Origin of the sequence: Streptomyces sp. A3M-1-3 (assembly GCF_024213665.1) — a bacterium.
In the GTDB taxonomy this organism is placed as follows: Bacteria; Actinomycetota; Actinomycetes; order Streptomycetales; family Streptomycetaceae; genus Streptomyces.
Genome location: NZ_JANAVP010000036.1, coordinates 41,019 through 67,350, shown reverse-complemented (window position 1 = coordinate 67,350; position 26,332 = coordinate 41,019). Strand labels below are relative to the sequence as shown.

Genomic DNA, 26,332 nt, shown 5'->3' with positions numbered 1-26,332 from the left:
AACTCTGTCTTCACACACTGACGTTGGACGCCCTCGTCTCATGCGCGCAACCCATCCCTTGGAATCGATCATCTAGTGGTGCCCGGTGGAACACCGGCCGGTTCGCGTTGGTGGGGAAGACGCCCGTACCGGGTGGATGGTTGCCGTGCGGCAGTCCGCGGGGGCCGGGTGTGAGCTTGGTCGCGCAGGCCATCGGCGGTCCCAAGCAGGCACTTTTACGTCCACAGCCGACCAATCAAGATCACTTGATGGTGGTCGCCGGGCGTGTTGTCAGTGGCAGGTGCGAGGATGCCCCCAGCACGGAACTGTGGGGTCGGGAGCCCCGTGGTCCGGGCTGACCTGTACCGGACGACGCGTCCGTGCCGGGTGGGGGGGTGTGTGGGGCAGGTCACTGCCGCTCACTGCCGCTCCCCCTGCCGGGCACCCCGCGCAGAAGGGACCGCTGACGGCGATGCAGATCCGGCTGACCGTCCTCGGGCCGCGCAGCGGCCAGACCGCGCCGCCACGCGCCTGCGACGTGCTCGTCACCGCCCCGGCGGGGACCGCGCTGGCCGCGGTCGCCTCCGGGCTCGCCGCCACGGTCATGGGCCCGGACGTCACGGGTGCGGTCGTGCTGTACGCCGGCCAGGAGCGGCTCGACGCGCAGCGACGGACGCTGGGCGAGCCCCCGCTGGTCGACGGCGCGGTGCTGTCGCTGCAGGCGCCGGCCGAGGACGACGCGCCTGCCGACGGGGTGTCGGCGCAGCTCCATGTCGTCGCCGGGCCCGACGCGGGCGGTGTCCATCTGCTGCACGGCGGCCAGATCCGGATCGGCCGGTCGGCCGACGCGGATGTCCCGCTGGACGACCCGGATGTGTCCCGGCTGCACTGCGTGGTGACGGTGGCCGAGGACGGCCGGGTCTCGGTCGCGGACCTGGGCTCGACGAACGGCACGTCCGTGGACGGCTCGGAGGTCCACGACCGCCCGGTACGGCTGACACCCGGCGCGCTGCTGCGCGTGGGCGAGTCGGGACTGCGCCTCGCGCCGCCGGGGGCGGTGCGGGTAACCACCACCCCGGACGCGGAGGGCCACCTACGCCTCCCACCCCCGACGGGGGCGGCTGCGCCATACGGCGGTGCCGGCACGGGCGCCGGGCCGGCCGAGCGCGGCACGGAGCCCGGGGCGTACCGTGTGCCGGCCCAGGCGCCGCATGGTGCCGCGGGCCGGCCGGCTGCCGACGGGGCGCGTGGAGCGACCGGCCATTACTCGCCATCGACGGCCAGTGCCGCGAGCAGGCCGGGCGCCGGCCGGGCCGCCAGGCCTGGGCCCCCTGGCGGGATGCCCACCGGCGGTAGCGCGATTGCCGGGGGCGCGGACAGCGTGCGTTTCGCCGCCCACAGTGGCGGGGCGGACGCGGGCGGCGGACGCGGCATGGGTGAGCCCGGCGACAACACCACCAGCGGGCGGGACTCCGCCTCCGGCGGCAGGACGGCCGCCGGGACCTCTGGCGAGGAACAGGGCACGGCTGTATACGGGGTGGCCGCCGGCGGCCAGGACTGCGTGCGTTACGCCGCCACGCGCGGCTCCGCCTCCGGCGGCAGCACGGCTCCGGGCGCCACCCGCGGCACGAGCGGGCCGGTCGACAGCCCGGCCGGGGATTCCGGTTCCGCAGCACGCGAGGCACGGGGCTCAGCCGGAGACGGAACAGCCACCCGCGGCGGGACGGACCTCGGCGCCGGTAGCGGCAGGGCGGTCCCGGCGGGCAGCCCGGCCGGGGATTCCGGTTCCGCAGCACGCGAGGCACGGGGCTCAGCCGGAGGCGGCGCGGCCACCCTTGGCGGGGCGGCTGCGGGTGGCAGGCGCGGTGGTGTGGACGGGGCGGGGTGGGGGCGGCGGGGGATAGGGGCCTGGGCTCGGCGGTTGGCCGGGGGGCGGGAGTCCGGGCCGGCGGTCGAGGCCGCGCTTACCGGCCCGCAGCCCGCCGCCGAGGCACCCGCGCCGGAGGCCTGGCCCGATGCCGCCTCGCTGTTGCTGACCGCCCTCGGGCCCGGGCCCCGACTGTGGGAGCGCGGCCCGGGGCACCCCGAAGCACTCGTCCTCCGGCTGGGTACGGCCGACCGGCCCGCGCCGGACGGCGCCGGGCTGCTGCCCGCCGTGCCGGTCACCGTCGGGCTGCGCGAGGCCGGTTCGCTGGGGCTCGCCGGGCCCCGGGCCCGGCTGTCCGGGCTCGCCCGGTCCGTGGTCGCCCAGCTCGCCGCACTGCACGCGCCCCACGACCTCGAGATCGTACTGATCAGTGCCGACCGGGCCAGGAGTCTGACGCAGCGCACCGCGGAGTGGTCCTGGCTCGGCTGGCTGCCGCACCTGCGGCCCGCGCACGGCCAGGACTGCCGGCTGCTCCTCGCGTACGACCGGGAGCAGGCCGCCGCCCGCACCGCCGAGCTGGTGCGCCGGCTGGACGACGGCCCGCTCGGCCCCGGCTGGGCCTCCGCCGAGCCTGCGGCCGTCGCCGCCGCGGCGTGGCGGCACACCGGTCCGTACACGGTGGTGATCGTGGACGGCGACCCCGGTTCCGCCGTGCTCCGCGAGACGACCGCGCGGCTGGCCGCGGCCGGCGCCGCCGCCGGGATTCATCTGCTCTGTCTCGCCGAGACGCCGGCCGCCTCGCCCGTCTCGCCGGTCGCCGCGACGTACGAGGCCGCCTGTTCGGCCTCCCTCGCCTTCCGCGAATGCGGCGCCGTCGCGCTGCTCAGCGGCGATGTCGCCACCGCGCTGCGGCTGCTGCGCACCGCGCACAGGCAGCCGGCGGGGCACGGCGCGGTCGCCGTGGTGGACGCCGTGTCCGCGGCCTGGGCCGAGCGGTTCGCCCGGGCCGTGGCCCCGCTGCGCGCGGACGGCGCGGAGCCCGGCCGGCCCGCACGGTCGGCCACCGCGCTGCCGGCCGCCGCCCGGCTGCTGGACGAACTGGGCCTGGCCCGCGCCACCCCGGCCTCCCTGATGGCCCGGTGGGCCGCGGCGACCGACGAAGGCCAGGGCGTCGGCGGCCATGCCGAGGTGGTCCTCGGCACCGGGCAGCGCGGACCGGTCGGCGCCGAACTCGTCGCGGAGGGCCCGCACCTGCTCATCGAGGGCCCGGTGGGCAGCGGCCGCACCGAGTTGCTCCGTTCCGTCGCCGCCTCCCTGTGCGCCGCCGCGCGGCCCGACCGGCTCGGGCTCGTACTGGTCGACGGCGCGGGCGGCGAGCGCGGCGAGGGACTGCGCGCCTGTACGGAACTGCCGCACGTCTCGGCCCACCTGGTCGCCACCGACCCGGTGCGGATGCGGGACTTCGCCCAGGCCCTCGGCGCCGAGCTGAAGCGCCGCGCCGAACTGCTCGGCACGCTGGGGTTCGCCGAGTGGCACGCACAGCGCGAGGTGGCCGGGCGGATGGTCGCGCAGCGGCCGCCCAGCGCGGCCGAGCAGCGCGGCGAGCTGGACTCGCCGCCGAGCGGCACGCTGCGGCTGCGGGCCGCGGCCGCCGCGCGTACGGCCGTGGCCGGGCCGACCCCGCTGCCCCGGCTCGTCGTACTGGTCGACGACCTCGACGCGCTGGTCGCGCCGGCCCTCGGCAGCACGGGCCGGCCCGCCGCCGGATCCGTCGTACGGGTACTGGAAGCGGTGGCCCGGGAGGGCGAGCGGCTCGGGGTGCACCTGGTCGCGGCGACGGCGCGGCCCGACCGTACGGCCGACACGGAGCTGGCGCGGGGCGCCGCGCTGCGCGTGGTGCTGGCCGCGACGGAGGACGCCGCCGCCGGGCGCGGACAGCTGCACCATCCCGACGGCCGGGTGACGCCGTTCCAGGGCGGCCGGGTGACGGGGCGTATTCCGCGTACGGCGACGCTGCGGCCGACGGTCGTGCCGGTGGAATGGGAGCGGATGGGCGACCCCCCGACGCGCCGGCCGGTGCGGGAACTGGGCAACGGCCCGACGGACCTGGCCCTGCTGGCCAGCGCCCTGGACCGGGCGGCCCGTCTGGTGGACGCGACACCGGTGGCGTTCGCACCCGGCAACACCGGCTGACCGCGCACCGCCCCCAGGGGGTGGTCACAACGGGATCACGATCGCCCTCTTGACATCGGCGGCGCTATTGCGGGCCGTCAACACCCGGCGTAGGACTGTCGGCACGGGACAGCCACGAACGGTCGCGGCCGTGACTCGCATGCGGCAGTTCGCACGCGCGGGCGTTCGTACGCGCAACGGGAGAGACGGGGCAGTAATGCGCACAACTCTTCACACACGCAGAGGCACACGAAAGACCGTACTGGCGGTAGTCGCCGCTGGCGCACTCGCGCTCAGCGGCTGCGGCGGCGACAAGCCCGACAAGGACACACCGGGCGGCAGCGAGCGGCAACCGTCCAGCTGCCCAAGCTGGACGGCGAGAAGATCGAGGTCGCGGCCGTCTGGACCGGGCCGGAGCAGGCAAACTTCACCAAGGTGCTGAAGGAGTTCGAGAAGCGCACCGGCGCCTCCGTCACCTTCGTTCCCGCGCAGGACCCGATCGTCAACTTCCTCGGTACAAAGATCGCGGGAGGGCAGCCGCCGGACGTGGCGATGCTCCCCCAGGTCGGCGCACTCACCCAGGCCGTGCAGAAGAAGTGGGCCAAGCCGGTCGGCGCCGAGGCCAAGGCGCAGCTCGACAAGAACTACGGCAACGGCTGGAAGACGCTGGGCGCGGTGGACGGCACGCAGTACGGCGTGTACTTCAAGGCGGCCAACAAGTCGCTGGTCTGGTACAACGCCCAGGTCTTCGAGAACGCGGGAGCCGAGGAGCCCAAGACCTGGAAGGAGTTCCTGGAGACGGCCGAGACGGTCTCCGCCTCCGGCGTCACGCCGGTGTCGGTCGGCGGCGCGGACGGCTGGACCCTCACGGACTGGTTCGAGAACATCTACCTCTCCCAGGCCGGCCCGGAGAAGTACGACCAGCTGGCCAAGCACGAGATCAAGTGGACGGACCCGAGCGTCAAGGACGCGCTGACGACCCTGGGCGAGCTGTTCGGCAAGAAGGAGTTCCTCGTCGGCGGCCAGGACGGCGCGCTGCAGACGGAGTTCCCGAAGTCCGTCACGCAGACGTTCACCGGCGGCGACCAGCCGGACGGCGCGATGGTCTTCGAGGGCGACTTCGTCGCCGTCAATATCGCGCAGACCGACGCCGAGATCGGTACGGACGCCAAGGTGTTCCCGTTCCCGGCGGTGGGCGCGGAGTCCCCGGTGGTGTCCGGTGGTGACGTCGCGGTCGCGCTGAAGGACACCAAGGGTGCCCAGGCCCTGCTGACGTTCCTGGCCTCCACCGACGCGGCGAAGGTCTGGGCCGAGGCGGGCGGGTTCATCTCGCCCAACAAGTCCCTGGACGTGGCGGTGTATCCGAACGACATCCAGCGCGACATCGCCCAGGCGCTGATCGCCGCGGGTGACGACTTCCGCTTCGACATGTCGGACCAGGCACCGCAGTCCTTCGGCGGCACGCCCGGCAAGGGCGAGTGGAAGGCACTGCAGGACTTCCTGAAGAACCCGAAGGATGTCGCGGGGACTCAAGCGAGGCTGGAGTCCGACGCGGCCAAGGCGTACCAGAGCTGACGGACGCGATGACGTCAGCCGCCACGGGGGGCACCGGAAAGCCGGCGCCCCCCGCAGGACCGCGCAAGAGCGTGACCGGCACGCGCAAGACGGTCGCAGTGGGATTCCTGCTGCCGGCCCTCGTGCTGCTGGGCGCGCTCGTCGTCTACCCGATCGGGTACTCGCTCTACCGGAGCTTCTTCGACCAGTCCGGCGAGAGTTTCGCTGCCTTCGACAACTACACCGAACTCTTCACCGACGACACGATCCTGACCGCGGTGAAGAACAACCTGATCTGGGTGGTGGTCGCGCCGGCCGTCGCGACCGCGCTCGGTCTGATCTTCGCCGTCCTCACCGAACGGGTGCGCTGGGGCACGGCCTTCAAGCTGATCGTCTTCATGCCCATGGCGATCTCCATGCTCGCCGCGGGCATCATCTTCCGGCTGGTGTACGAACAGGACCCGGACCGGGGGGTAGCCAACGCCGTCTGGGTCGGCGTGCACGACACCTTCGCCGAGGCCTCCGCCTTCCCCAAGGCGCACCCCGGCCGGGACTCGGCCCTGGAGCCGGGCGGCGGCGGCGCGTTCATCACCAAGACCCCGGTGAAGGCGGGTGAGCCGGTGGTCCTGCCGCTGGTCGGCGTACCCCCGAACCAGCTGCCGGACAACGCCGAGGCCGCCAAGCCCGCGCAGCCGGAGCCCGGCAAGGTCACCGGTACCGCCTGGCAGGACTTCACCCGGGGCGGCGGCGGAGAGACCAACCGGATCGACCCCAAGGAGGTCGGCTACCCCGGCATCAGGATCGAGGCGGTCAAGGACGGCAGGGTGGTGGAGTCCACCCGGGCCGGGCCCGACGGCACCTTCACGCTCTCCGAGAAGGCCGACGGGGCGCAACTGCGCTTCCCCGCCTCGAACTTCCGCGAGCCGTACAACGGAGTCGACTGGCTGGGTCCCAGCCTGATCACGCCGGCCATCATCGGCTCGTACGTCTGGATGTGGGCCGGCTTCGCCATGGTGCTCATCGCCGCGGGGCTGGCGAGCGTGCCCCGCGACCTGCTGGAGGCGGCCCGGGTGGACGGCGCCAACGAGTGGCAGGTGTTCCGCCGGATCACCGTGCCGCTGCTGGCGCCCGTGCTGGCGGTGGTGCTGGTCACGCTGATGATCAACGTACTGAAGATCTTCGACCTGGTCTTCATCATCGCGCCCGGCTCGTCCCAGGACGACGCCAACGTGCTGGCCCTCCAGCTCTACCGCTCGTCGTTCGGCACGGACGCCGATCTCGGCGTCGGCAGCGCCATCGCCGTACTCCTGCTGCTGCTGGTGATCCCGGTGATGCTCCTCAATATCAGGCGCATGCGACGGGAGGCCCGGCGATGAGCGCCCCCAGAACCCCGGCGACGAGCGCCACCGAGACGGTGAAGGCCAAGCAGCCCCTCGCCACGCGCATAGCGGCCCGCACGGGCGGTGGCGTGATGCGGGTCTTCCTGATCCTCGTCGGCCTGTTCTGGCTGATGCCGACGATCGGCCTGCTCCTCTCCTCGCTGCGCTCGCCCGCCGACATCAGCGCCAGCGGCTGGTGGCAGGTCTTCACCACTCCCGCCCAGATCACCTGGGAGAACTACTCCAAGCTGTTCGACAACGAAGTCGTCATGGACTCCCTGCTGAGTACGGTGCTGATCACCGTCCCGGCGACGGTCCTGGTCGTCGTGATCGGCTCGCTCGCCGGCTACGCCTTCGCGTGGATGGAGTTCCCGGGCCGCGACTGGTGGTTCCTGCTCGTCGTCGCCCTGCTCGTGGTTCCCGTGCAGGTCGCGCTCGTCCCGGTCGCCGAACTCTTCGGCAAACTCGGCATCTTCGGGACCACCCTCGGCGTGGTGCTCTTCCATGTCGCCTTCGGCCTGCCCTTCGCGATCTTCCTCCTGCGCAACTTCTTCGCGGAGATCCCGCGGGAGTTGCTGGAGGCTGCCCGGCTCGACGGCGCCAATGAGATCCGGCTGTTCACCCGGGTGGTCATGCCGCTCGGCGGCCCGGCGATCGCCTCGCTCGGCATCTTCCAGTTCCTGTGGGTCTGGAACGACATGCTGGTCGCGCTGATCTTCGCCGACGCCGATAGCCCGCCCATCACGGTCGCTCTCCAGCAGCAGGTCCGGCAGTTCGGCAACAACATCGATGTGCTGGCGCCGGGCGCCTTCGTCTCGATGGTGATCCCGCTCGTCGTCTTCTTCGCGTTCCAGAGGCAGTTCGTCTCCGGCGTGATGGCGGGCGCCGTGAAGTAGCGGAACGACAAACGGAGGAGGACGGTCCATCGTGCATTAACCGGGCCGTCCTCCGCCGTTCGTCCCCCCGAAGTCCCCCGGATGCCACGTCTGGCGTAACCGGATCACTCCATCGGCAGTTGCTGGGCAATATGCCCACGCCGACCCATGGATGTGCTTTGCCCCGGTTCAGCGTCATCGTGCCCGCGTACAAGGTTCAGGCGTATCTCCAGGAAAGCCTGGATTCCGTGCTGTCCCAGTCCTGTACGGACCTGGAACTGATCGCGGTGGACGACTGTTCACCGGACGCCAGCGGTTCGATCATCGACGAGTACGCGGCCCGCGACCCCCGGGTCACCGCCCTCCACCTGCCCCGGAACATCGGCCTCGGCCCCGCCCGCAACGCCGGTCTGGCGCGGGCCACCGGCGACTACCTGATCTTCCTCGACAGCGACGACACCCTCGTCCCCGGCGCCCTCCAGGCCATCGCCGACCGCCTCAAGGAGACCGGCTGCCCGGACGTCCTGGTCTACGACTACGCCCGTACGTACTGGTCCGGCGACGTGGTCCGCAACCAGCTCGCGGACCGCCTCACCGAGGACGGCCCGGCCGCCTTCAAGCTCACCGACCGCCCCGGCCTGCTGGGCGTCCTGATGGTCGTCTGGAACAAGGCATACAGCCGTGAGTTCGTCGAGCGCGAAGGCCTCACCTTCCCGGCCGGGTACTACGAGGACACGCCCTGGACCTACCCGGCGCTGATGACCGCCGAGTCGATCGCCGTCCTCGACCGCGTGTGCGTGCACTACCGCCAGCGGCGCACGGGCAGCATCCTGTCCACCACCAGCCGCCGCCACTTCGACGTCTTCGACCAGTACGACCGGGTGTTCGCCTTCATCGAAGCCCGCCCGGGGCTGGCGGACTGGCGCCCGGTGGTCTTCCGCCGGATGACCGACCACTTCACGAAGCTGTTCACCGCGCGCGGCCGGCTGCCGCGCGGCACGCGCCCCGAGTTCTTCCGCCGGGCCCGCGCCCACTACCGCCGCTACCGCGCCCCCGGCGCGGACGTCACCGCCACCGCCCGCCTGCGGCACGGCCTGGTGCGCCTCGGCAGCCACCGTACGTACCGCCTGCTCGCCGCCGCGCGCACCCTCAAGGCGCGCGCGCTGCGGCAGACGCGGGCCGGCCTGCGCGTCCTGCGCACTGCCCTGTTGCGGCTGCACTACCGGATCCAGCTGCGGCTGCCCCTGCGCGAGGACTACGCGGTGTTCTGCGCGTACGGGAGCCGCGGCTACGCGTGCAACCCGGCCGCGATCGAGGAGAAGGTGCGCGAACTCGCCCCGCACATCCGCACCGCGTGGATCACCCCGGCCGCGTACGCCCACACCGTCCCCAGCGCGACGGCCCGGCTGCGCCCCGGCTCGGCCGCCCACCGGACCGCCCTCGCCCGCGCCAAGTACCTGGTCGACGACGTCGGTTGCGGCGAGAAGCTGCTCAAGCGGCCGGGCCAGATCCTCCTGCAGACCCAGCACGGCACCCCGCTCAAGCGCGTGGGCCTCGACCTCCAGGACCGACCGGCGGCCGCGCCGACCCCCGACTTCACCGGCCTGCTGCGGAACATCGACCGCTGGGACTACCTGCTCTCCGCCAACCGCCACGCCACGCTCGTCTGGGAGAAGGCCCTGCCCTCCGGCTACACGACGCTGGAGTACGGCCATCCGCGCAACGACATCTTCCAGCGGGCCACCGCCTCCGACGTCGGCCGGCTCCGCGAATCGCTCGGCATCCCGCCCGGCTGCACGGCCGTCCTGTACGCGCCGACGCACCGCGACTACCGGCGCAGCCAGCCCCGCTTCCTGGACTTCGAACGGGTACTGCGCGACCTCGGCCCCCGTTTCGTCATCCTCACCCGCGCCCACCCGGCGTACGACACGCCGCTGTCCCAGGGCGGCTCACCCCGGCTGATCGACGTGTCGGAGCACCCGTCCGTCGAGTCGCTCTGCCTCGCCTCGGACGTGCTGGTCACCGACTATTCGTCGCTGATGTTCGACTACGCCAACCTCGACCGCCCGATCGTGATCCACGCCGACGACTGGGAGGCGTACGAGGCGGCCCGCGGCACCTACTTCGATCTGCGCACCTGCCCGCCCGGCGCGGTCGCCCGCACCGAGGACGAGCTGATCGACATCTTCACCAGCGGCCACTGGCGGGGCTCCCGCTCGGCCCAACTGCGGGCCGCCTTCCGGGCGCGCTTCTGCCCGTACGACGACGGGCACGCGGCGGAGCGGGTGGTACGCCGGGTCTTCCTGGGCCAGACGGAAGACCTGCCGCCGTTCGTCCCACTGCCGGAGCGCCACCCGGCCCCGGCCCCCACGACGGCGACGCTCCACCCGCAGCCGCGCTACGGGGAGTTCGAGCGGCTGGCCCCGGACCGGGTCTGAGGCGCATTCCAGTGCTGGAGGCGGGGCGCGATGGTATGCAGGTAGGGCGTGTGGCTGGATCGTCCGTGTGGAGGGGCGACGGCTTGCTACCGTCCACGTATGACGCTGTCTGTGCCTGCTGCTCGTGCTGTTGATCTGCGGGTTGAACCGGTCGATGACGTGCTCGACGGTGTGGAGCGGTCCCTTCAGGTGCGCCTCGACCGGGAGACGGTGGTTCGAAAGCGCCGGTCGGTCGGAGGACGGACTGACCGTGACACCTGGGTGAGGGTCGAGCGGCGGGGGTTCGAGAGGATCGGCGCCCAGGGCTGGAACGGGCCGGAGGCGGCTGCCGTCCTGCGTGGCGTTGCCATGCCGGAGTGGTACGCGGGAGTTGCCTGGCGTGACCGGGACGAGCTGGTGATGTGGCGGGCGGATGAGATGGAGCTGGTCACCGCTCCGCCTGTCGGGCAAGCCGCTCTCGTGATGAACGATCCCCGGTTGCCGGACACGTGGTGGGCCGCGCTGAAGGCCTCGCTGGATGCCCTCGGCGCAGCACACGCCCCGCATCGCCACGCCGGACACCGACACCATCACGCAGGATCTGGTGACCGCGACCATTCGGAAGGTTTTCCCCGAGGTCACCGATACCACTGTTGGCGAGTGGACAGTGGCGCATGCGGATCTGGCGTGGGCGAACGTGACCGGTCCGGAGTTCTGCGTGATCGACTGGGAGGACTGGGGGATGGCGCCGCGCGGGCTGGACGCGGCAACGTTGTGGGGGAATTCCCTCGCCGTCCCCGCTCTGGCGGAACGCGTATGGCACGAGCGCCGACCGGACCTTGAAAGCAGGCCCGGCCGGCTGATGGCGCTGTTCTTCTGCGCGAAGGTCGTGGGGCCGCACGCGCACGAGGCAGACCCCCGGCTGGAGCCCGCCCGGAAGGAAGCGGCGCGACTCGTCGCCGAGCTTCAGTCCACCTGACGGCGGTCTCGCAGCAGGCGCCGGTATTGGCTGACGGTCGCCTCGTCAACCTCGTATTCCAAGGATTCCTGCAACTCCCGCAGGTGGTCGAGGTTGTCCGTACCGACCGCGACGGCGTCCACTGCCGGGAGGTGGTAGGCGACCCGGAAAGCAGCCTGCACCGAAGTCCACTGCTGTGTGTCCTGTACGAAAATCCGGGGGTCGAATGTCTCCCACACAGGTTCCGCCGTGCTCCCGCCGAAGGGGCTCATGCCCCATATCGCGGACGGCCGCCATCGTTCGGCGAGGAGGTCGGCGGCTTCAACAGTGTCGACGCCGACCAGCAGACCGGCGCGGACCATGAGGACGTCGGGCCTTGGAAGGTCGCTCCCGGCGAGAGCGGCCAGCGGGCGCAGGTCCCAGGATGAAATCCCCCACGACCCGCAGAGTCCGCTTCAGACTGGGGGCGTCATGGCGGCAAGTTCGCGAGCGACGGATTCCAATCCGAGCGCGTTCGCTCCCTTGACGAGGACGACGTCCCCAGGCTGGAGCTGGGCGTTGACATGTCCGGCAAGACCGGTGGCCAGGGCGGCGCTGGTGGCGTCCAAGCCACTGCTCCGGATTGCGTTGATCATGTGCTGGGCATGGTGTCCGCCGACGCCGATCGTGCGGTGGACGCCGGTGACGACGACCTTGTGGGCGACCTTGTCGTGCCAGTCGAGTGCTTCGTCGCCGAGTTCGGCCATCTCTCCCAGGACGGCGATGCGGCGGCGCTCGGGCCCGGCGATGTCGGCGAGGGCTTCCAATGCGGCGAGGACGGATTCCGGGCTGGCGTTGAAGGCGTCGTTGATGATGGTGACGCCGTCGTGGGCGCGCCTGGTGACCTCCATGCGTCCACCGGAGGACAGCTCGGCGGTTTCGAGTCCCTGGGCAATGCGGTCGAAGGGGACCCCTGCGGCGATGGCTGTGGCGGCCGCGGCGAGGGCGTTCATAACGTTGTGGCGGCCGTAGATGTGGCCGAGCGTCACGTGTGCCTCCCGGTCGATGTGCTTCAGAGCGAAGGTGGGGTGGCTATCGGGGCTGACGTTGATGTCGTCCGCCCGCACATCGCAGGCGCCGGTGGTGCCGAAGGTGAGGACGCGGGCAACGGTCTGGCGGACCATGGGCGCAACCAGCGGGTCGTCGGTGTTGAGGACGGCGACACCGTGCTCAGGAAGTGTGTGGATGATCTCGGCCTTGGCGTCAGCGATGGCCTGCTTGCTGCCGAACTCGCCGAGGTGCGCCGAGCCGACGCCGAGGACGGTGGCGATGCGGGGGCGGACCATCTGGCACAGGGATGCGATGTGGCCTTTGCCGCGGGCGCCCATCTCCAGCAGGAGGTAGCGGCTGGTGGGCATCACGCGGGAGACGGTGACAGGGAAGCCGATCTCATTGTTGAAGGACTTGGCGTTGGCGACTGTCGGGCCGTCGAGGGCGAGGATGTTTTCGAGGACGTCCTTGGTGGTGGTCTTGCCCGCCGAGCCGGTGACCGCGATGACTGTGCCGGTGTACTCCTCGGCGACGGTGCTGGCGATGTGGCCCATCGCCTCGAGTACGTCGGAGACGATGATCGCGGGTGCGTCGACCGGCCGGTCGGCGAGGACGGCCTTCGCACCGTTGGCGACGGCCTGGACGGCGAAGTCGTGGCCGTCGAGGGTGCGGCCCTTGAGACACGCGAACAGGCCGTCGGCGGCGATGTCCCGGGAGTCGAACGAGATGGGGCCGGCGACCAGGGCGTTGGCGTCGGGGAGGTTGTGCAGTTGGCCACGGGTGACCTGGGCGATGTCTGCGAGGGTCAGGGGAATCATGAGGCTCCTTGCGCGGTGGTGCCCAGGACGACGCCGCGGCCGGCGTAGAACCGGTCGAGGTCCGTCCAGGGCACGGTGTGGAACTCCTGGGACTGTCCGGGCAGGCCGGATGGGTTGTGCAGCACGACGCCGTCGGAGCCCGAGCCGACGGCGAGCACGAGGTGCCCGCCGCGCCCGGCCGGTGCCGGGTCGAGGGTGCGGATCGTCTTGTGGACGGACAGCAGCAGCAGATTCCCGCGCGCGACCTCGGCGTCGATCTCCTCGGCCGCCAGCTCTGGCCGCGCTGCGGCGCGCAGGTTCCAGCGGCTGGTGACCCAGTCGGCGAACGGCGCGTAGATCAGGCCCTTCACTGTCGTCTCACCGGTACGTACGTAGGCACCGGCGTCGAGGGCTTCCCGAAGCAGCGGCACCGAGGGAGGCACCGGATGGCCCCAGAAGTCCAGAGCCATTCGCAGGCAGGCCATGCCGCACATGCGCGGCGCCCAGAACGCGTACTCCTCTCGGCTGTCGGCACCGGACTTCTGCCAGAGCGGATCGCCGGCCGCCGACCGGGCGCCCGTGATGAACTCGGGCACCAGGTCGGCGGATTCCCACTGCGAGTAGTACGGGACACAGTGCGTGGTCGTGGAGCCAGTCATGACCCCACAGTCTGCTACGGCACGTACGTGGGCTTCGTGAACGCCGTGTCCAACACGTGCACGATCAGCTCCTCGTACGAGATGTCGGCCGCCCGCGCCATCGTGGCGAGGTTTCCCAGCTCGGACAGTCCCGGCACGGTGTTGATCTCCAGGACTGGAGTGCGGCCGCTGGGAGCTACCAGGAAGTCGACGCGGGAGACGCCGTGCGCACCGACCAGGCGGTGGACACGCAGCGCGATCCGGCTCATCTGCGTCGCCGTCAGGTCCCGCAGGTCAGCTGGGCAGGTTTCGCGGCGCTGGGACAGGTCGTGCTTGGCCTCGTAGTCGTAGAACTCGCGATCGGTCTCCACGGTGTGGATCGGGAGAGTGGTCAGCTTGCCGTCGATCTCCAGCACGCCGATGGTGGCCGGGGTGCCTGGGATGAACTCCTCGACGATGAACTCCGTGTACGGCTGCTCCCGGTTCTCCTCCAGCAGCACGGTCAGCTCGGACTCGTTTCGGGCGATCCCGGCTTCCAGGCTGCCGCCACCGGAGGCGGGCTTGAGGAAGACAGGAAAGCCGAGTGACATCGCCACGGATGAGACGGTGGTAGCTGTGGAGTGGGTGGGGTGGATCTCCAGCCACTGCGGAGTGTCGATCACCGCGGCACGCACCGCGGTCTTGAACGTCGGCTTGTGCATCCCGATGGCGGAGGCCTTCACCCCCGAGCCGGTGTAGGGGATACCGAGCGTTTCGAGCGCGCCCTGAATCTTGCCGTCCTCCCCACCCAGGCCGTGGGAGGCGAGGAGCGCCACGTCGATCCGTTCCTTCAGGGCAGTTAGATCCAGGCCGGTCAGGTCGATCAGCTCCGCGGTGAGTCCCTGCACGGTCAGGGCCTTACAGGCTGCCTCGGCCGAGGCGACGGAGCCGGGCCGCTCAGGCGAGTCGCCGCCGAACAGGACGCCGATGCGCAGGTCGGAGTGGTCGCGGGTTTCGGGCATGTACGCTCCCTCGGGATTGGGGTGTGCTCCAGTCGGGGGCGTCCCGGAGCGGGTGCCGTGCCCGCAATTCGCTGTCCAAGGCCGGCGGGCCGCCCACCCCGCTCCGGAACGCCTTTGTGCGTGCCGCTCGACGATCCGGATCGGTTCTCCGGCACGCCGAGCGGCGGTCTATGGGGCCGTCGTACGGCCTCGGGTTCGCGCTGTGACGATCTGGGCGAACCGCTCCTGTTCGTACGCGGCGAGCTGCGCCATGGGATGCCGGGCGCGGACCGTGTCAGTCATGCCGCTGACCCGGCACCAGGTCGACGGTGGTGCAGCCGACAAGGCAGACGGTTGACTGAGTGGCGAGCAGCCACGGCAGCAGCGGATCGTCGAACGCCAGGTTTTCCGTCTCCTTCGCCACGACGGGGATCGGAGACCGGAGCCGGGACAGATCGCGCGTGTACAGCTGACCGCGGTAGCCATAGGGCTGTGGATCTCGGACCCGGACCGCGGTGAAGCCCTTCTCCAGCTCGGGACACTGCTCTACGGCTTTCGCTGCGCAGCCCAGACACAGCGGCGGATGGGCGGTGATCTCCTCTTGCGGCCAGCCCTGTGGGCAGTTCGCCGGGACGTTGTCCAGGAGCCACAACACACCCAGCTCGTTTCGGTCGGCAGACTCGCCGCAGACGTGGCAGAGCAGCTTCCGCATGGCGCGCCGTTGCCGGTTCGGATGGACGACAGCGAACAGGGGGCGGCCTCGCTTGCCATGGCGTACGGTGCTGCGGCCGCGGTGCAGCAGCGCGTCGTTCTCGCCACGGTCTGTGGGGAGTTCGTCCGTGTAGGCGATCCCGCCGCGTTCTCCAGGGCGGACGATCAGCGGTGTGCTGAGGGTGGTCTCTCCGGTCCACGCGGCCATCCATGGAACGGTGACAGGCCTGCGGAGCGGGGCGGCGGTCGTAATGCCGTCGGTCGGAACATGCACGGATGCGACCTTTCATCGCTGTACGGGCGGCCGGGGAGGGTTGGCCGGCCGCCGCCACTCGTGCGGCACGTGGGCCAGGAACGCGCAACGTTCCTGAAGGCGATCCAGGACCTCGAGGTACTCGCAGGTGTTCGTACTGACGGCGGACTGGTCGAGGGTGACGATCCCGTGCGCGAAGCCGCTGGCCACGAGGCGTTCGGCTTTCTGCCAGTCCGTCCGTTCCAGGGGGTGGGTCATCCCGCAGCCGTCCCACAACGTCTCTGCGTGGACCCTCCAGCCCTGATATGCGGCGTAGGCCCTTACCCGGGCGAGGGTGTGCGTCGGTACGGCATTCGCAGTCGTCAGCGCGTACGCGACCACGGTGAAACCGGCCTCGGGCTCCGTGAGAACTCCGAGGAGGTCACGTCGCCGCTCCTGCAGGCGAGCGGCCGGGCACGGAAGAATGCGGGGAAGCTCGCCTTCGTAGTACCCGTCAAGGAGGTAGGAGCCTGAACCCACGGTCCGCACATCAGAGATACCGAAGGCCAGGCGCCACTCACTCGACGACGCCGTGTACGCAGTCATGAAGCTTCCTCTCGGTCGCGATGGGGAGCGGGCTGGGAAGACAGGTTCACCGGTCGTGGCTGGGGACCTCAACCGACGCCGACGCCGGAAACGGCGTTTCCCAGCGCCGAGTTGAACGATCACGCGGATTTTCCGCCGGAAGCGCCGGATACTCGTGGTGGCGGACTGGTTGCTCGCTGTCAGCGGGCGTTTCAATGGCCTGGGAGGTCTCGGTGAACACTCCGGAGAAGCCCCACAAGCCCACGTGTGCCCGCCGGATTCGCCTACGCGAGGAAGCCGCCGGCCGGACACCACACCAGATCGCGGTCCGTATCTACGAGCACTGCGGGGTGACGAAGCTGCGCGCCCACCGTCTCGCCCGTGGGAAGACTCTCGCGCAGGCTGGCTTGGAACTGCGGCAGCTCGCGCAGCAGGGCGATCCTCAGGGCCCACGGGCGGAGGGCGATCAGCTGGGTTCATGGGAAACCGGTGGCAGGACACCACGGCTGGCCACTGTCGACCTGCTGTGCAAGTACTACGAGTGCACCGCTTTTGACCTGGGATTAGGCGCATCCGGTGCTCTCTGCGGCGAGACGGTGGTGGTCGCGAGCCAGTCGGCAACTATCAGCAAGCCGGATTCAGGCCGGGTGGTGCCGCCCTTACTCAGCGACCACCTCGACGCGGCCCGTCGATCGGCGGACAGGACGCTGGCCCGAGGGAGCGTGGCCGGCGGTCAGCTCGACCTCCTGGAAGAGCGGCTGCTGTTGATCAGGCAGGAGTACCTCCACACGCCCCCGGCGGAGATGCTCGCCCAGCTTCTGCTCGAACTGGCTGAGGTGGAGGGCCACTCCACGGAGCGGCAGACGACATCGGTTCAGATTCGACTGACCGAGATGACCGCCGTGCTCGCCACACTCATCGCCGACTCCCTGATGAAACTCGGCGACGAACGCCGCTCCCGGGGCTGGTACGAAACAGCCCGGCATGCCGCTGAAGAGAGCGGAAACCTCGAACTCCGAGCGCGAGTGAGAGCCCAGGCCGCGATGCTGCCCTACTACTACGGCCCCCTGGACGCGGCCGTCTCACTGGCCCGCGAAGCACGCCTGATGAGCCGGCAGCGCCCCTCTGCCACGGCGGCCTTCGCCTCTGCCGCCGAGGCCAGGGCTCTTGCCCAGCAGGGCAACGCCTCCGAAGCCGAGGCCCGTGTCCGCGAAGCCCGCACAATGTACGACCGGATGCCGCCCAGCCCGGACGACGATGCCTTTGGCTTTCCGCGGCGCCGCTTCCTGCTCTACCTCAGCGGCACCTACACGGCCCTCGGTCACGGCTCGCGCGCCCGCAAGGTCCAGGAAGAAGCACTGGGCCTCTACCCCGCGCGCACGGGCATCGACCCTGCCCTCCTCCGGTTGGAAGCCGCGATCTGTCTCGCACATGAACGCAGCGCCACCGAAGCCTGCCAGCTAGCCGCTGCAACCTACTTACAGGTCCCCGAAGACCACAGGACGCCGATCATCGGCGCCAGGGCCCGTCGCGTCATCGAAGAACTTCCCGGAGCCAACGGCCGAACCCGCGCTGCGATGGAACTGCGTGAACTCTTGGAGTTGCCTCGGGGAGCAATGTGACAGTCCGACCGCTCATCAGACAGCCTTGGCCCCATGACAGCACCAGCGCCAACCTACGGCGGCTACAGCGAGACGGAAATGCATCACGTTCTCCGGCAGGCCTGCGAGGCCGTCGGCCTGGAAAGCGAAGGAGCTGAGGTACTCCGCGGGCACACCAACGCCGTTGTGCGCCTCCGCCACGACCCCGTGGTCGTCAAGATTGCCCGCCGCGGCTCCCGTTACGAGGACGTTGAGCGGACAGTACGGTTCGTCCAGTGGCTGATGGCTCTCGGCTTCCCTACCTCGCCCCTCCACGACGTGGCACAGCCCACCGTCGTAGATGGCCACTCCGCCACTTTCTGGACGTACCTGCCCCAGCCTGAGGAGCCGGTGACCGCGCAGCAGCTCGCTGAGCCGCTCTTGGCTCTGCACAACCTGCCCGCTCCGCCCTTGCAGCTCCCCGAGCACGACACAGTCGCAGCCATCGGCAGGTCGATCGCAGCAGCCGAGGTACTGCCGACGGCAACCCGGACCTTCCTCAACGAGCGGCTTGAACGACTCGCCAAGGAGCTTGACGAGATCGACTTCCTCTTTCCCCGAACGGTGATCCAGGGAGACCCGCAGCATCGCAACGCCCTCCACACTGGCGCCGGAGCCGTTCTGTGCGACTGGGACACTGTGACCCGCGGGCGCCGCGAATGGGATCTCGCAACCATCGAAATCCACTGTCGGCGGTTCAAGCACGGAGCCGAGCAGTACCAGCCATTCGTCGACTCCTACGGTTTCGACATCACCACCTGGCCCGGCTTCCCCGTGATCCGTGACCTACGCGAGCTGCGGATGATCAGTACGAACGCCCGGAAGGTCGCCCAAGCACCCCACACGCGCAATGAGGTGGAGCGCCGCATCGAGGGATTGCACCAGGAGGAGACCTCCATGCGCTGGAACATCTTGTAGGGCGCGTGCCGTCCCCGCTGACCCGGTCTGGTGAAGACCGTGTAACCCCCGCCAACGAGCGCCGGGCAACCCGCCTCACCGCTCCAGCAGCGCGAACAGTTCCTCCCACCGGCCGAGGACCTCCGGCTCGGCGAACCGCTGCACGTTCACCCGCGCCCGCTCGCCCATCCCGTCCCGCATGCGCGGGTTGCCGGTGAGGCGCAGCAGCCGGTCGGCCAGGGCTTCCGTGTCGCCGGCCGGGGCGAGCAGCCCGTCCTCGCCGTCCCGCACGATCTCCCGTACGCCGGGCGCGCAGTCGAAGGCCGCGCACGGCACCCCGCTCGCCATCGCCTCCATCAGCGCCAGCGGGAACCCCTCACCGCGCGAGGACTGTACGAACACCGAGCTGCCGGCCAGGGCCCCCGGCACATCGCCGGTCCGGCCCATCCACTGAACCGAGCCGTCCAGGCCGAGCCGGGTGCACTGCGCCCGCAGGTCCTGCTCGTCCTCGCCCGCGCCGTACAGCCGCAAGCGCCAGCCGGGACGCCGGGGCGCCACCTGTGCCCAGGTCTCCAGCAGCAGGTCGATGCCCTTCTGGTCGGAGAACCTGCCGATGCTCGCGACCACCTGCTCGGTGCGCGGGGAGGGCACCTCGGGCAGCCGGGGCAGCGCGTTGGGCACGAAGCCGACGTTGTTCATGCCGTCGCCGATCCAGGTGTCGGCGTCCTCCTGGGTCAGTACCAGCCAGCGGTCCACCGACGCGTAGTTGTTCCTGATCCAGCGGTAGCGGTGGCAGGCCCGCGAGTAGGCGTACGACTCGTGGCTCATCCCGACGACCGGCATCCCGCTGGTGTCCGCCTCCCGGACCCACTCCATCGCCCACACCTGGGTGACGATCAGCACCGCGCCGGGCCGGGCGGTACGGAAGAGGTTGGTCAGCCGGCCCACCGCCTGCCGCTTGGCCGCGGCGCGGGCCGCCTCGCGTCTGCGGGCGGCGAGGTCGCAGTGGTCGCGCAGGGTCCTGGGGGCCCACGGGGTGGGCGGATGGGCCGGGTAGAGGGCGGTCACCGGGCAGTCCGGGGGCTCGGGCAGGGCCCGCTGCGGCTCGGCCTCGTGGATGCCGATGATGTGCACCCGGTGGCCGTTGCTCTGGAACAGCCGTGCCATCTGGCGTGTCCAGACCGTGACACCGCCCAGTTCGTCGGTCGTGTTCGAGAGGATGAACACATCCCGTCCGGCGCTCACTTGACCGTCCTCCTCGCCATGAGCAGGTCCGTGACGGTGCGTGCCGCATCGCCCCGGTCGTAGGCCCCGTACTGTTCCGCGAAGCGCCGCCGCGCCTCCTGGTGCGCGAGGTCCGCGGTCTTCAGCTCCGCCATCACCTTCAGCAGTTCGTCCTCGGTTTCGGTGACCGGGCCGGGGGCCTCGGCCCGCAGATCGAAGTAGCCGCCACGGGCCGCCGTGTACGCGTCGAGGTCGGGCGCGAACAGCACGATCGGCCGGTCGAGCAGTGCGTAGTCGAACATCACGGACGAGTAGTCCGTGATCAGCACATCGGCCAGGCAGAGCAGTTCGCTCACGTCGTGGTGGGCCGACACGTCCACCACCGAACCCGGAGGGCACGGCGGCAGCTCGGCCGCGTCCAGGTAGTGCGCCCGCACCAGCAGGACGTGTGTGTCGCCGAAGCGTTCCGCGAAGCGCCTGACGTCGAGCGGCAGCGGGCGGGCGCGGCGCCTGCCACGCCCCGGCGTGCCACGGAATGTCGGCGCGTACAGCACCACCTTCCGGTGGTCCTCGATTCCGAGCGCGGCGGCCAGCGGCGGGCGCGGGAAGCGGCCCTTCGCCTCGTCCCGGGCCTTGGCGGCGAGCAGCACGTCGTTGCGCGGGTAGCCGGTGCGCAGCAGGGATTCGGGGGGCAGCCGGTAGGCGCGGGCGAGGGTGCGCTCGTCGTGCTCGGAGCGCACCAGGAAGTGGTCGAAGCGGCTCACGGCCTGCGTCAGCTTGAGCCGCTGCGGGGCGTTCTGCGTCCGTACGCGCAGCTCGTCGAAGCCCATGCGCTTGTACGCGGAGCCGTGCCAGGTCTGTACGTACGTGGTGCCGTGCCGCTTGGTGACGGCGGGCGGGAAGCCCTGGTTGTCGATCCAGAACTCGGCGCGGGCCAGCGCCCACAGATACCGCCACGACCAGCGGCGCACCAGGCGCGCGTCCGCGGGGAAACCGGCGGGCGAGTGCGCGTACGACCAGACGCAGCGCAGCGGCAGCGCGCGGCGGCGCACTTCCTCGTGGATGGCGCGCGGGCTGTCGCCGTAGCAGCCGCCCATATGGCTCTCGAAGACGACCGTTCCGCTGCGTACCGGCAGCCGGCAGAACCAGCGGTGGTACACGCGCGCCTTGACGGCCTGCGAGCCCAGCCGGTCGTACCTCCTGCGGGCCGTCTTCAGCAGCCGCTTGAGCGCGCGGGCGGGCCGGAAGTGGGTCGCGTAGTGCAGCAGGGCGCGGGTGGCGTGGGCGGGCAGGCCGTGGGCCCGCAGTTTCACCGCCAGGTGGTGCTTCGCCGTCACGTACGGCTGCCAGGTGTCCCCGCACAGCGTGCCGAGCCTGGGCCGGGCCGGGAACGTACCCGCCTCGGCGACGAGTTCGGGTTCGGCGAGCAGATCCGTGACGATCTCCGCCCCGTCCGCTTCGAGGACCAGTCGGGCGTCCCACACCGGGTCGCCCAGGCCGCGCGCCCGCAGCACCCGGGCGAGGTCGACCGTGGCCCGCCAGGAGAGCGCCGTGCCCTCGTGGCGCACCTCCTCGACCGGCGCCCGGAAGCTGCGGTCGCCCCCGTTTCGTACCCGGAAGTCCAGCCGGATCCCGAGCTGCGACACATCGGGCAGCGCGCCGAGTGGCAGCACCAGGCTGCCTTCGAGGACCAGCCTGCCGCGCTCGCGCCGACAGAGGGTGAGCCGGTTCAGAAGCCGCATCCTGGCGAACGGCAGGTGCTGGAAGCCGAGTTCCGTGACATCGAACGCGGTCCGCGACCGGGCGTCGTCCACCGCGCCGGGCCGCCAGTACACCCGTCCGTCCGACTCGGTGAGCGGCGAGACGACCGTCCCCGGCCGGGCGAGGGCGTACGCGGCGTCCCGTACGCCCTCCGGGTCGCCCTCCACCAGCAGCTGTACGCAGACCCGCTCGGCCGGCGGCAGCGCCAGCCACCGCTGGGGGTCGAGCCGACCCGCGAGGCGCGCGGCGGCTTCGGCGGCGATCCTGGCCCGCTCGGCCCGGCCGCGCGCCGGGAACGTCAGGGCGAGCGGCAGCAGCCGGTCGGTGACGAACGCCCGGTCGCGCGCGTCGCGCAGGGCGGTCAGGCCCTGGCGCACCAGCAGATGGCCGACCCTGCCGTGTGCCTCGACCAGGCCCGCGAGGTCGTCGCCGGGGGCGGGGGCCGGGCGGCCCTGGGTGATCAGGTTGGGTACGAGGGTGAGGGTGCGGGCGGTGGTGGCGGCCCGGGCGCCGAAGAGGATCTCGCTGTACGCGAGGTCCTCGGCGTAGCGCAGTCCGTGGCGCTCCAGGCTCTCGCGGCGCAGACAGAACCCGGCCACCAGAGCGTCCCTGACGACGAGTTCGGGGACGTCGGCGATGTCGTGGACCGTCCGTGAGCGGGCGTACAGCTCCGCGAGCGGACCGGGCACCTTCTCCTTCCCGGAGGCGGGGTGGAGCTGCGACCAGCGGCCGGCGACGAGGTCGGCGCCGGTGCGCTGCGCCGCCTCCCACAGATTCCGGCAGGCGTTGTCCTCCAGGCGCTCACCCTCGCCGAACACCAGCACGTACCGGCCGCGCGCCGCGTCGAGCGCGAGGTTGCGCAGCGCCGCCACGCAGACGCCGCCGGCGCGCTGTCCCGCTACGACCGTACGGACCCGGTCGGGGTGGCGTGCGGCGAGGGCCGCGGCTTCGGCCCGTACCGCCTCGTCCGCGGCATCGACGGCGAGGACCGCCTCGGTGGCGCGCAGCGTCTGGGCGAGGACGGAGGCGACCGACGCGCGCAGGGCGGCCGGGCCGCCGGGGCCGCCGGTGATCAGGCAGCTCATCTCCGAGTCGGTCATGACCGGCCTCCCCCGAGCATCAGATTGGCGACCCGGACGGACGCGTCCCCCTGGTCGAGGTCGCAGAAGGTCTCCCGGAAGCGGGCGTATGCGTCGGCGTGGTCCGCGGTGGCGGCGACGGGCGAGCGCAGCGCCTCGGTCAGCCCGGCGGCGTCGGCGAACAGCGGACCGGGCGCCCGCGCCTCGAAGTCGAAGCAGAAGCCGCGCAGCGTGTCGCGGTAGTGCGCCAGGTCGTAGGTGTGGAAGAGCATCGGGCGCCCGGTGTGGGCGAAATCGAACATCAGCGAGGAGTAGTCGGTGACCAGCACATCGCTGATCAGCAGGAGTTCGGCGGCGTCCGGGTAGCTCGAGACGTCCCGGACGAAGCCCTGGCCGCTGCCCGGTACGGACCCGCCGACCAGGTAGTGCCTGCGTACCAGCAGCACATGGTCTGCGCCGAGGGCCCGCTCGACGGCGGCGAGGTCGAGCTGGAGGTCGAGCCGCGGGTCGAGCCGGTAGCGGCCGCCCTGCCGGGGCCGGTCCTCCCGCCAGGTCGGCGCGTACAGGACGACCCGTTTGCCATCGGGGATCGCCAGGCGCTCCCGTACGGCCGCGGCGACCTTGGCGCGGTCGGCGGCGTGCAGCAGGTCGTTGCGGGGATAGCCGCACTCCAGGACGTCACCGGTGTAGCCGAAGGCGCGGCGCATCACCGGGGTGGAGAACCGGTTCGGGGAGACGAGGACGCTCCACTGGGCGGCCCGCCGCTCCAGCGTGGCGATGTACTCCGCGTCGGCGCAGGCGCTGCCGGCCAGGTCGCGCCCGATGCGCTTGAGCGGGGTGCCGTGCCAGGTCTGTACGACGAACTGGTCCGCCGCCCGCTCGAACCACTGCGGCAGCTGGGTGTTGGTGACGATCCAGCGGGACCGGGCCAGCGCCTCGTACCACTCGGCGCTGTGCAGGGCGACGGGCAGGGCGCTGGGCGGCACGCTCACCTGCTGGTCGCGCACGGTCCACAGGTGCTCCAGCGGCAGCCCCCGCCCGGCGAGTTCCTCGTGCACGGCGCGCGGCGAGTCCGAGTACTGCCTGCCGTCGAAGCTGCAGTACAGGACGGTGTCCCGCAGCGCTGCGCCGCCGCGTCGCAGCCCGGCGTACCGCTCGCGCAGCTGCTGCTGGCGGTGGGCGCCGCGCGCGTCGGCGGGCAGCGCGGAGCCGGACTCGAGCACCAGTCGGTCGTGCGAGCGCCGGGTCAGGGTGAACTCGCGCCCGTTCAGGGTCCGTACGACCGGGACGGCCGGGTGCTGGTCCGCTCGCAGCCGCATGGGCAGGTACTGTTCGGGGTCGGACTCCCCCGGTGTACGGAAGTACGGATACCAGCGCCCCTCGGCCAGCGGTGAGGTCCCGCAGAGCGCCGGGGCGGCGGCGGGCGGGAAGGCGGCGCGGAAGCGGCCGTCGGCGTGGGCGACCGGGAAGGCCGCCTCCTCGTGGTGGGCGCTGTGCCGCAGCACCAGTTCCGGGAACGGGGATCCGCTGCCCGGGAAGGTGCCCTCCAGGACCAGGTGTCCGTCCTGCGTCCAGGAGACGGAGTCGGTGATCGGCTGCACGGTCTGGTCGCACAGCACCAGGTTCCCGACGGCGTTGGCGGTGACGCACAGCTCCCGTCCGCCGCCGAGCCGGTAGCGGCCGGGACCGTCGGCGTCGCGGGCCGCCACCAGCAGCCTGCTGCCGTCGGCGCGGACGAGCTGGACGCCCCAGGGCACGGATGCCTGCCGGTCAGCCCCGCCGGCCTCGAACACAGCGAGTGGTACATCAGCGGTGAAGGCCGTGCCGGAAAGGGTGAGCGGCGCTTCGTGGGCGGCTTTGGTGTACCAGTTCTCGATACTGAGGGTGGTGGGCGCGCTGCCGGAACCGGCGAGCAGGGTCCCCTCGACGCGTACGGCGCCGTCCGTCGCCGTATGCCCGGTAAGGAGGGCATGCACCTGCTCGACGCGCAGCTGCACCTTGTTACCCGACAGCACGGGCACCACGCGCGTGCTGTCGTCCACGTAGTGCACGGCGGGTACGGCGGGCGATCCCGGCATCCGCATCGGGCCGCGCCGCAGCCGCCCGGTGCCGGCCACCGCCACCTCCAGCTTCCAGGTGGTGCGCGGTTTCCGGCGGGCGAGGCGTCGCGGGTCGACGACCGTCTCGAAGCCGGCCCAGTCGTAGCCGTGCAGCCGCTGCCGGGACTCGTATGTCGCGGCGGGTGTACGGACACGGCTGAGGCGAAGCGGGATGACGTGCCGCCGCCCGGCGCGCAGCCAGCCCAGCCGGACCGGTCCGCCGCGGGTGTCGGCCGGCACGTTGCGTACGTACGCGTAGCCCTTGAGGTGGAGTTTGCCGTCCCGCCAGACGGCTTCGGTCAGATGCGAAGTCACCGGCAGTTCGGCGGGCTTCAGTGCGGCGACGGCACGGGGGAGGCGTCCGGTGAGGACCGGGTACTCGGCGGCGAGTCGGCGGCGCAGGCCGCGCGAGCGCACCCGGAACGTGCCCGGATCCTGCTTCTCGAAGGCCAGCAGGGCGAGCAGTTCCGGCATACGGCGCTCCCGGATGAGATGCCACTTCACCCGCAGGTGCAGCGGGAGACCGTCAAGGACGCGCTGGTCCACCGTGTCGGCGAAGGAGTTGGCGTGCTGGAGGAAGGCTTGGTGGTAGTCGGCGTCGCCTTCGGGAAGGGCTTCGATGAACAGCCAGAGATCGCCGGAGAGCGCCTGCTCGTCGTAGCGCCGCTTGGCCTCGGCCCAGACTGGCGTGCCCAGTTCGGCCCGCTCGGCGAGAAACCGGCTCACCGTGGAGACGGCGGTGACCCGGTCGCGGATTCCCCGGGGGACACTGCGCCGGTTGGTGATCGAGCCGTCCCGGTCCCGCCAGTGGTAGACGGGCTCGGACAGTACGTCGACGCCGCCGGCCAGGAAGTGGGCCGGCAGGACCACCGCGACGTCCTCGTAGAGCACGCCGGTGGGAAAGGCGAAGGAGTGGGCGTCCCAGAAGGACTTGCGGAACACCTTGTTGCAGGCGATCCGGTCCCCGAGCAGGATCCAGTCGCGCATCACCCCGGTCCCGGAGCGGGAATTCGCCATGGGCCTGCGGAACATCGGCGACTGTTCCAGCGCACCGCTCGCGCGCAGCCTGAGGACGTTTCCCGTGGCGAAGTCGGATCCCGACGCGTCGAGCGCGGACAGCATGCGCGCGTACGCGTCGGGCGGCACGACGTCGTCGCTGTCGACGAAGGCCAGGAACTCTCCCCGGGCGAGACCGGCGCCGGTGTTGCGTGCCGCGCCCAGCCCGGCGTTGGCCTGTTCGACCAGCCTGAACCGCTCGTCCCCGGCCGCGAACCCGGCGGCGATCCGCGCACTGCCGTCCGTCGAGCCGTCGTTGACCATGACGACCTCGAAGTCCGGCATGGTCTGGTCGGCCAGCGAGCGCAGGCACTCGCCGAGGTAGTCCTCGACGTTGTAGATGGGGACGACGACGGTGAGGCGGGGCGTCATGCGCTGCGCACAGTCCTTCCGGGTTGGGGGT

15 protein-coding genes and 2 pseudogenes are annotated in these 26,332 nt (G+C 71.3%); 8 read left to right on the top strand and 9 right to left on the bottom strand.

All coding sequences use genetic code 11. From position 1 onward, the window contains the following. Window positions 1–451 precede the first annotated feature (451 nt). The 6 genes and pseudogenes from NLX86_RS30065 to NLX86_RS30040 all read left to right on the top strand — a co-directional run bounded on the left by NLX86_RS30065 (window position 452) and on the right by NLX86_RS30040 (window position 11,222). Window positions 452–4,039 (top strand): FtsK/SpoIIIE domain-containing protein, encoded by a 3,588-nt coding sequence (locus NLX86_RS30065; RefSeq protein ID WP_254374968.1) that lies wholly within the window; start codon window positions 452–454, stop codon window positions 4,037–4,039. 196 nt (window positions 4,040–4,235) lie between these two features. Then, window positions 4,236–5,593, top strand: a pseudogene (locus NLX86_RS30060) (ABC transporter substrate-binding protein). Between the two features lie 8 nt (window positions 5,594–5,601). Next, window positions 5,602–6,948, top strand: a complete 1,347-nt coding sequence (locus NLX86_RS30055; RefSeq protein ID WP_254374966.1) for a carbohydrate ABC transporter permease — start codon at window positions 5,602–5,604, stop codon at window positions 6,946–6,948. Continuing rightward, the gene (locus tag NLX86_RS30050) at window positions 6,945–7,847 is read left to right on the top strand and encodes a carbohydrate ABC transporter permease (protein ID WP_254374965.1); all 903 of its coding nucleotides are present in this window, start codon (window positions 6,945–6,947) and stop codon (window positions 7,845–7,847) included. Before NLX86_RS30055 ends, NLX86_RS30050 begins: the two co-directional genes overlap by 4 nt. A gap of 158 nt (window positions 7,848–8,005) precedes the next feature. Beyond that, window positions 8,006–10,264: a bifunctional glycosyltransferase family 2 protein/CDP-glycerol:glycerophosphate glycerophosphotransferase gene (locus tag NLX86_RS30045; RefSeq protein ID WP_254374964.1), complete on the top strand. Its 2,259-nt coding sequence runs from the start codon at window positions 8,006–8,008 to the stop codon at window positions 10,262–10,264. 99 nt (window positions 10,265–10,363) lie between these two features. Then, a pseudogene (locus NLX86_RS30040) lies at window positions 10,364–11,222 on the top strand (hypothetical protein). Here the strand turns inward: NLX86_RS30040 and NLX86_RS30035 are convergent. The 6 genes from NLX86_RS30035 to NLX86_RS30010 all read right to left on the bottom strand — a co-directional run bounded on the left by NLX86_RS30035 (window position 11,210) and on the right by NLX86_RS30010 (window position 16,194). Beyond that, the gene (locus tag NLX86_RS30035) at window positions 11,210–11,563 is read right to left on the bottom strand and encodes a hypothetical protein (protein WP_254374963.1); all 354 of its coding nucleotides are present in this window, start codon (window positions 11,561–11,563) and stop codon (window positions 11,210–11,212) included. The pseudogene NLX86_RS30040 and the gene NLX86_RS30035 sit on opposite strands and share 13 nt — an antisense overlap. Window positions 11,564–11,656: 93 nt before the next feature. Continuing rightward, window positions 11,657–13,048, bottom strand: coding sequence for a UDP-N-acetylmuramoyl-tripeptide--D-alanyl-D-alanine ligase (gene murF, locus NLX86_RS30030; RefSeq protein ID WP_254374962.1), 1,392 nt, complete (start codon window positions 13,046–13,048; stop codon window positions 11,657–11,659). Next, on the bottom strand, window positions 13,045–13,686 hold the full coding sequence (locus NLX86_RS30025) for a C39 family peptidase (RefSeq protein ID WP_254374961.1): 642 nt from the start codon (window positions 13,684–13,686) through the stop codon (window positions 13,045–13,047). Before NLX86_RS30025 ends, murF begins: the two co-directional genes overlap by 4 nt. A 14-nt stretch (window positions 13,687–13,700) precedes the next feature. Next, window positions 13,701–14,666, bottom strand: coding sequence for a D-alanine--D-alanine ligase (locus tag NLX86_RS30020; RefSeq protein ID WP_254374960.1), 966 nt, complete (start codon window positions 14,664–14,666; stop codon window positions 13,701–13,703). Window positions 14,667–14,940: 274 nt separating this feature from the next. Beyond that, entirely contained in the window at window positions 14,941–15,564 is a 624-nt protein-coding gene (locus NLX86_RS30015; RefSeq protein WP_254374959.1) for a hypothetical protein, read from the bottom strand. 78 nt (window positions 15,565–15,642) lie between these two features. After that, a complete protein-coding gene (locus NLX86_RS30010; RefSeq protein WP_254374958.1) occupies window positions 15,643–16,194 on the bottom strand; it encodes a hypothetical protein in 552 nt (183 codons plus the stop codon). A gap of 329 nt (window positions 16,195–16,523) precedes the next feature. Between NLX86_RS30010 and NLX86_RS30005 the strand changes: the two genes are divergently transcribed. Further along, window positions 16,524–17,795, top strand: a complete 1,272-nt coding sequence (locus NLX86_RS30005; RefSeq protein WP_254374957.1) for an XRE family transcriptional regulator — start codon at window positions 16,524–16,526, stop codon at window positions 17,793–17,795. Window positions 17,796–17,828: 33 nt separating this feature from the next. Then, entirely contained in the window at window positions 17,829–18,731 is a 903-nt protein-coding gene (locus NLX86_RS30000; protein ID WP_254374956.1) for a phosphotransferase family protein, read from the top strand. Between the two features lie 75 nt (window positions 18,732–18,806). Here the strand turns inward: NLX86_RS30000 and NLX86_RS29995 are convergent, their stop codons facing one another. The 3 genes from NLX86_RS29995 to NLX86_RS29985 are packed head-to-tail and all read right to left on the bottom strand — an operon-like array spanning window position 18,807 to window position 26,301. Then, entirely contained in the window at window positions 18,807–19,955 is a 1,149-nt protein-coding gene (locus NLX86_RS29995) for a glycosyltransferase (RefSeq protein ID WP_254374955.1), read from the bottom strand. Beyond that, window positions 19,952–22,795 carry a CDP-glycerol glycerophosphotransferase family protein gene (locus NLX86_RS29990; protein WP_254374954.1) on the bottom strand — a complete coding sequence of 948 codons (2,844 nt, stop codon included), beginning with the start codon at window positions 22,793–22,795 and terminating at the stop codon, window positions 19,952–19,954. The genes NLX86_RS29995 and NLX86_RS29990 overlap by 4 nt, the downstream gene beginning before the upstream one ends. Continuing rightward, on the bottom strand, window positions 22,792–26,301 hold the full coding sequence (locus NLX86_RS29985) for a bifunctional glycosyltransferase/CDP-glycerol:glycerophosphate glycerophosphotransferase (RefSeq protein ID WP_254374953.1): 3,510 nt from the start codon (window positions 26,299–26,301) through the stop codon (window positions 22,792–22,794). Before NLX86_RS29985 ends, NLX86_RS29990 begins: the two co-directional genes overlap by 4 nt. Between the last annotated feature and the right edge of the window lie 31 nt (window positions 26,302–26,332).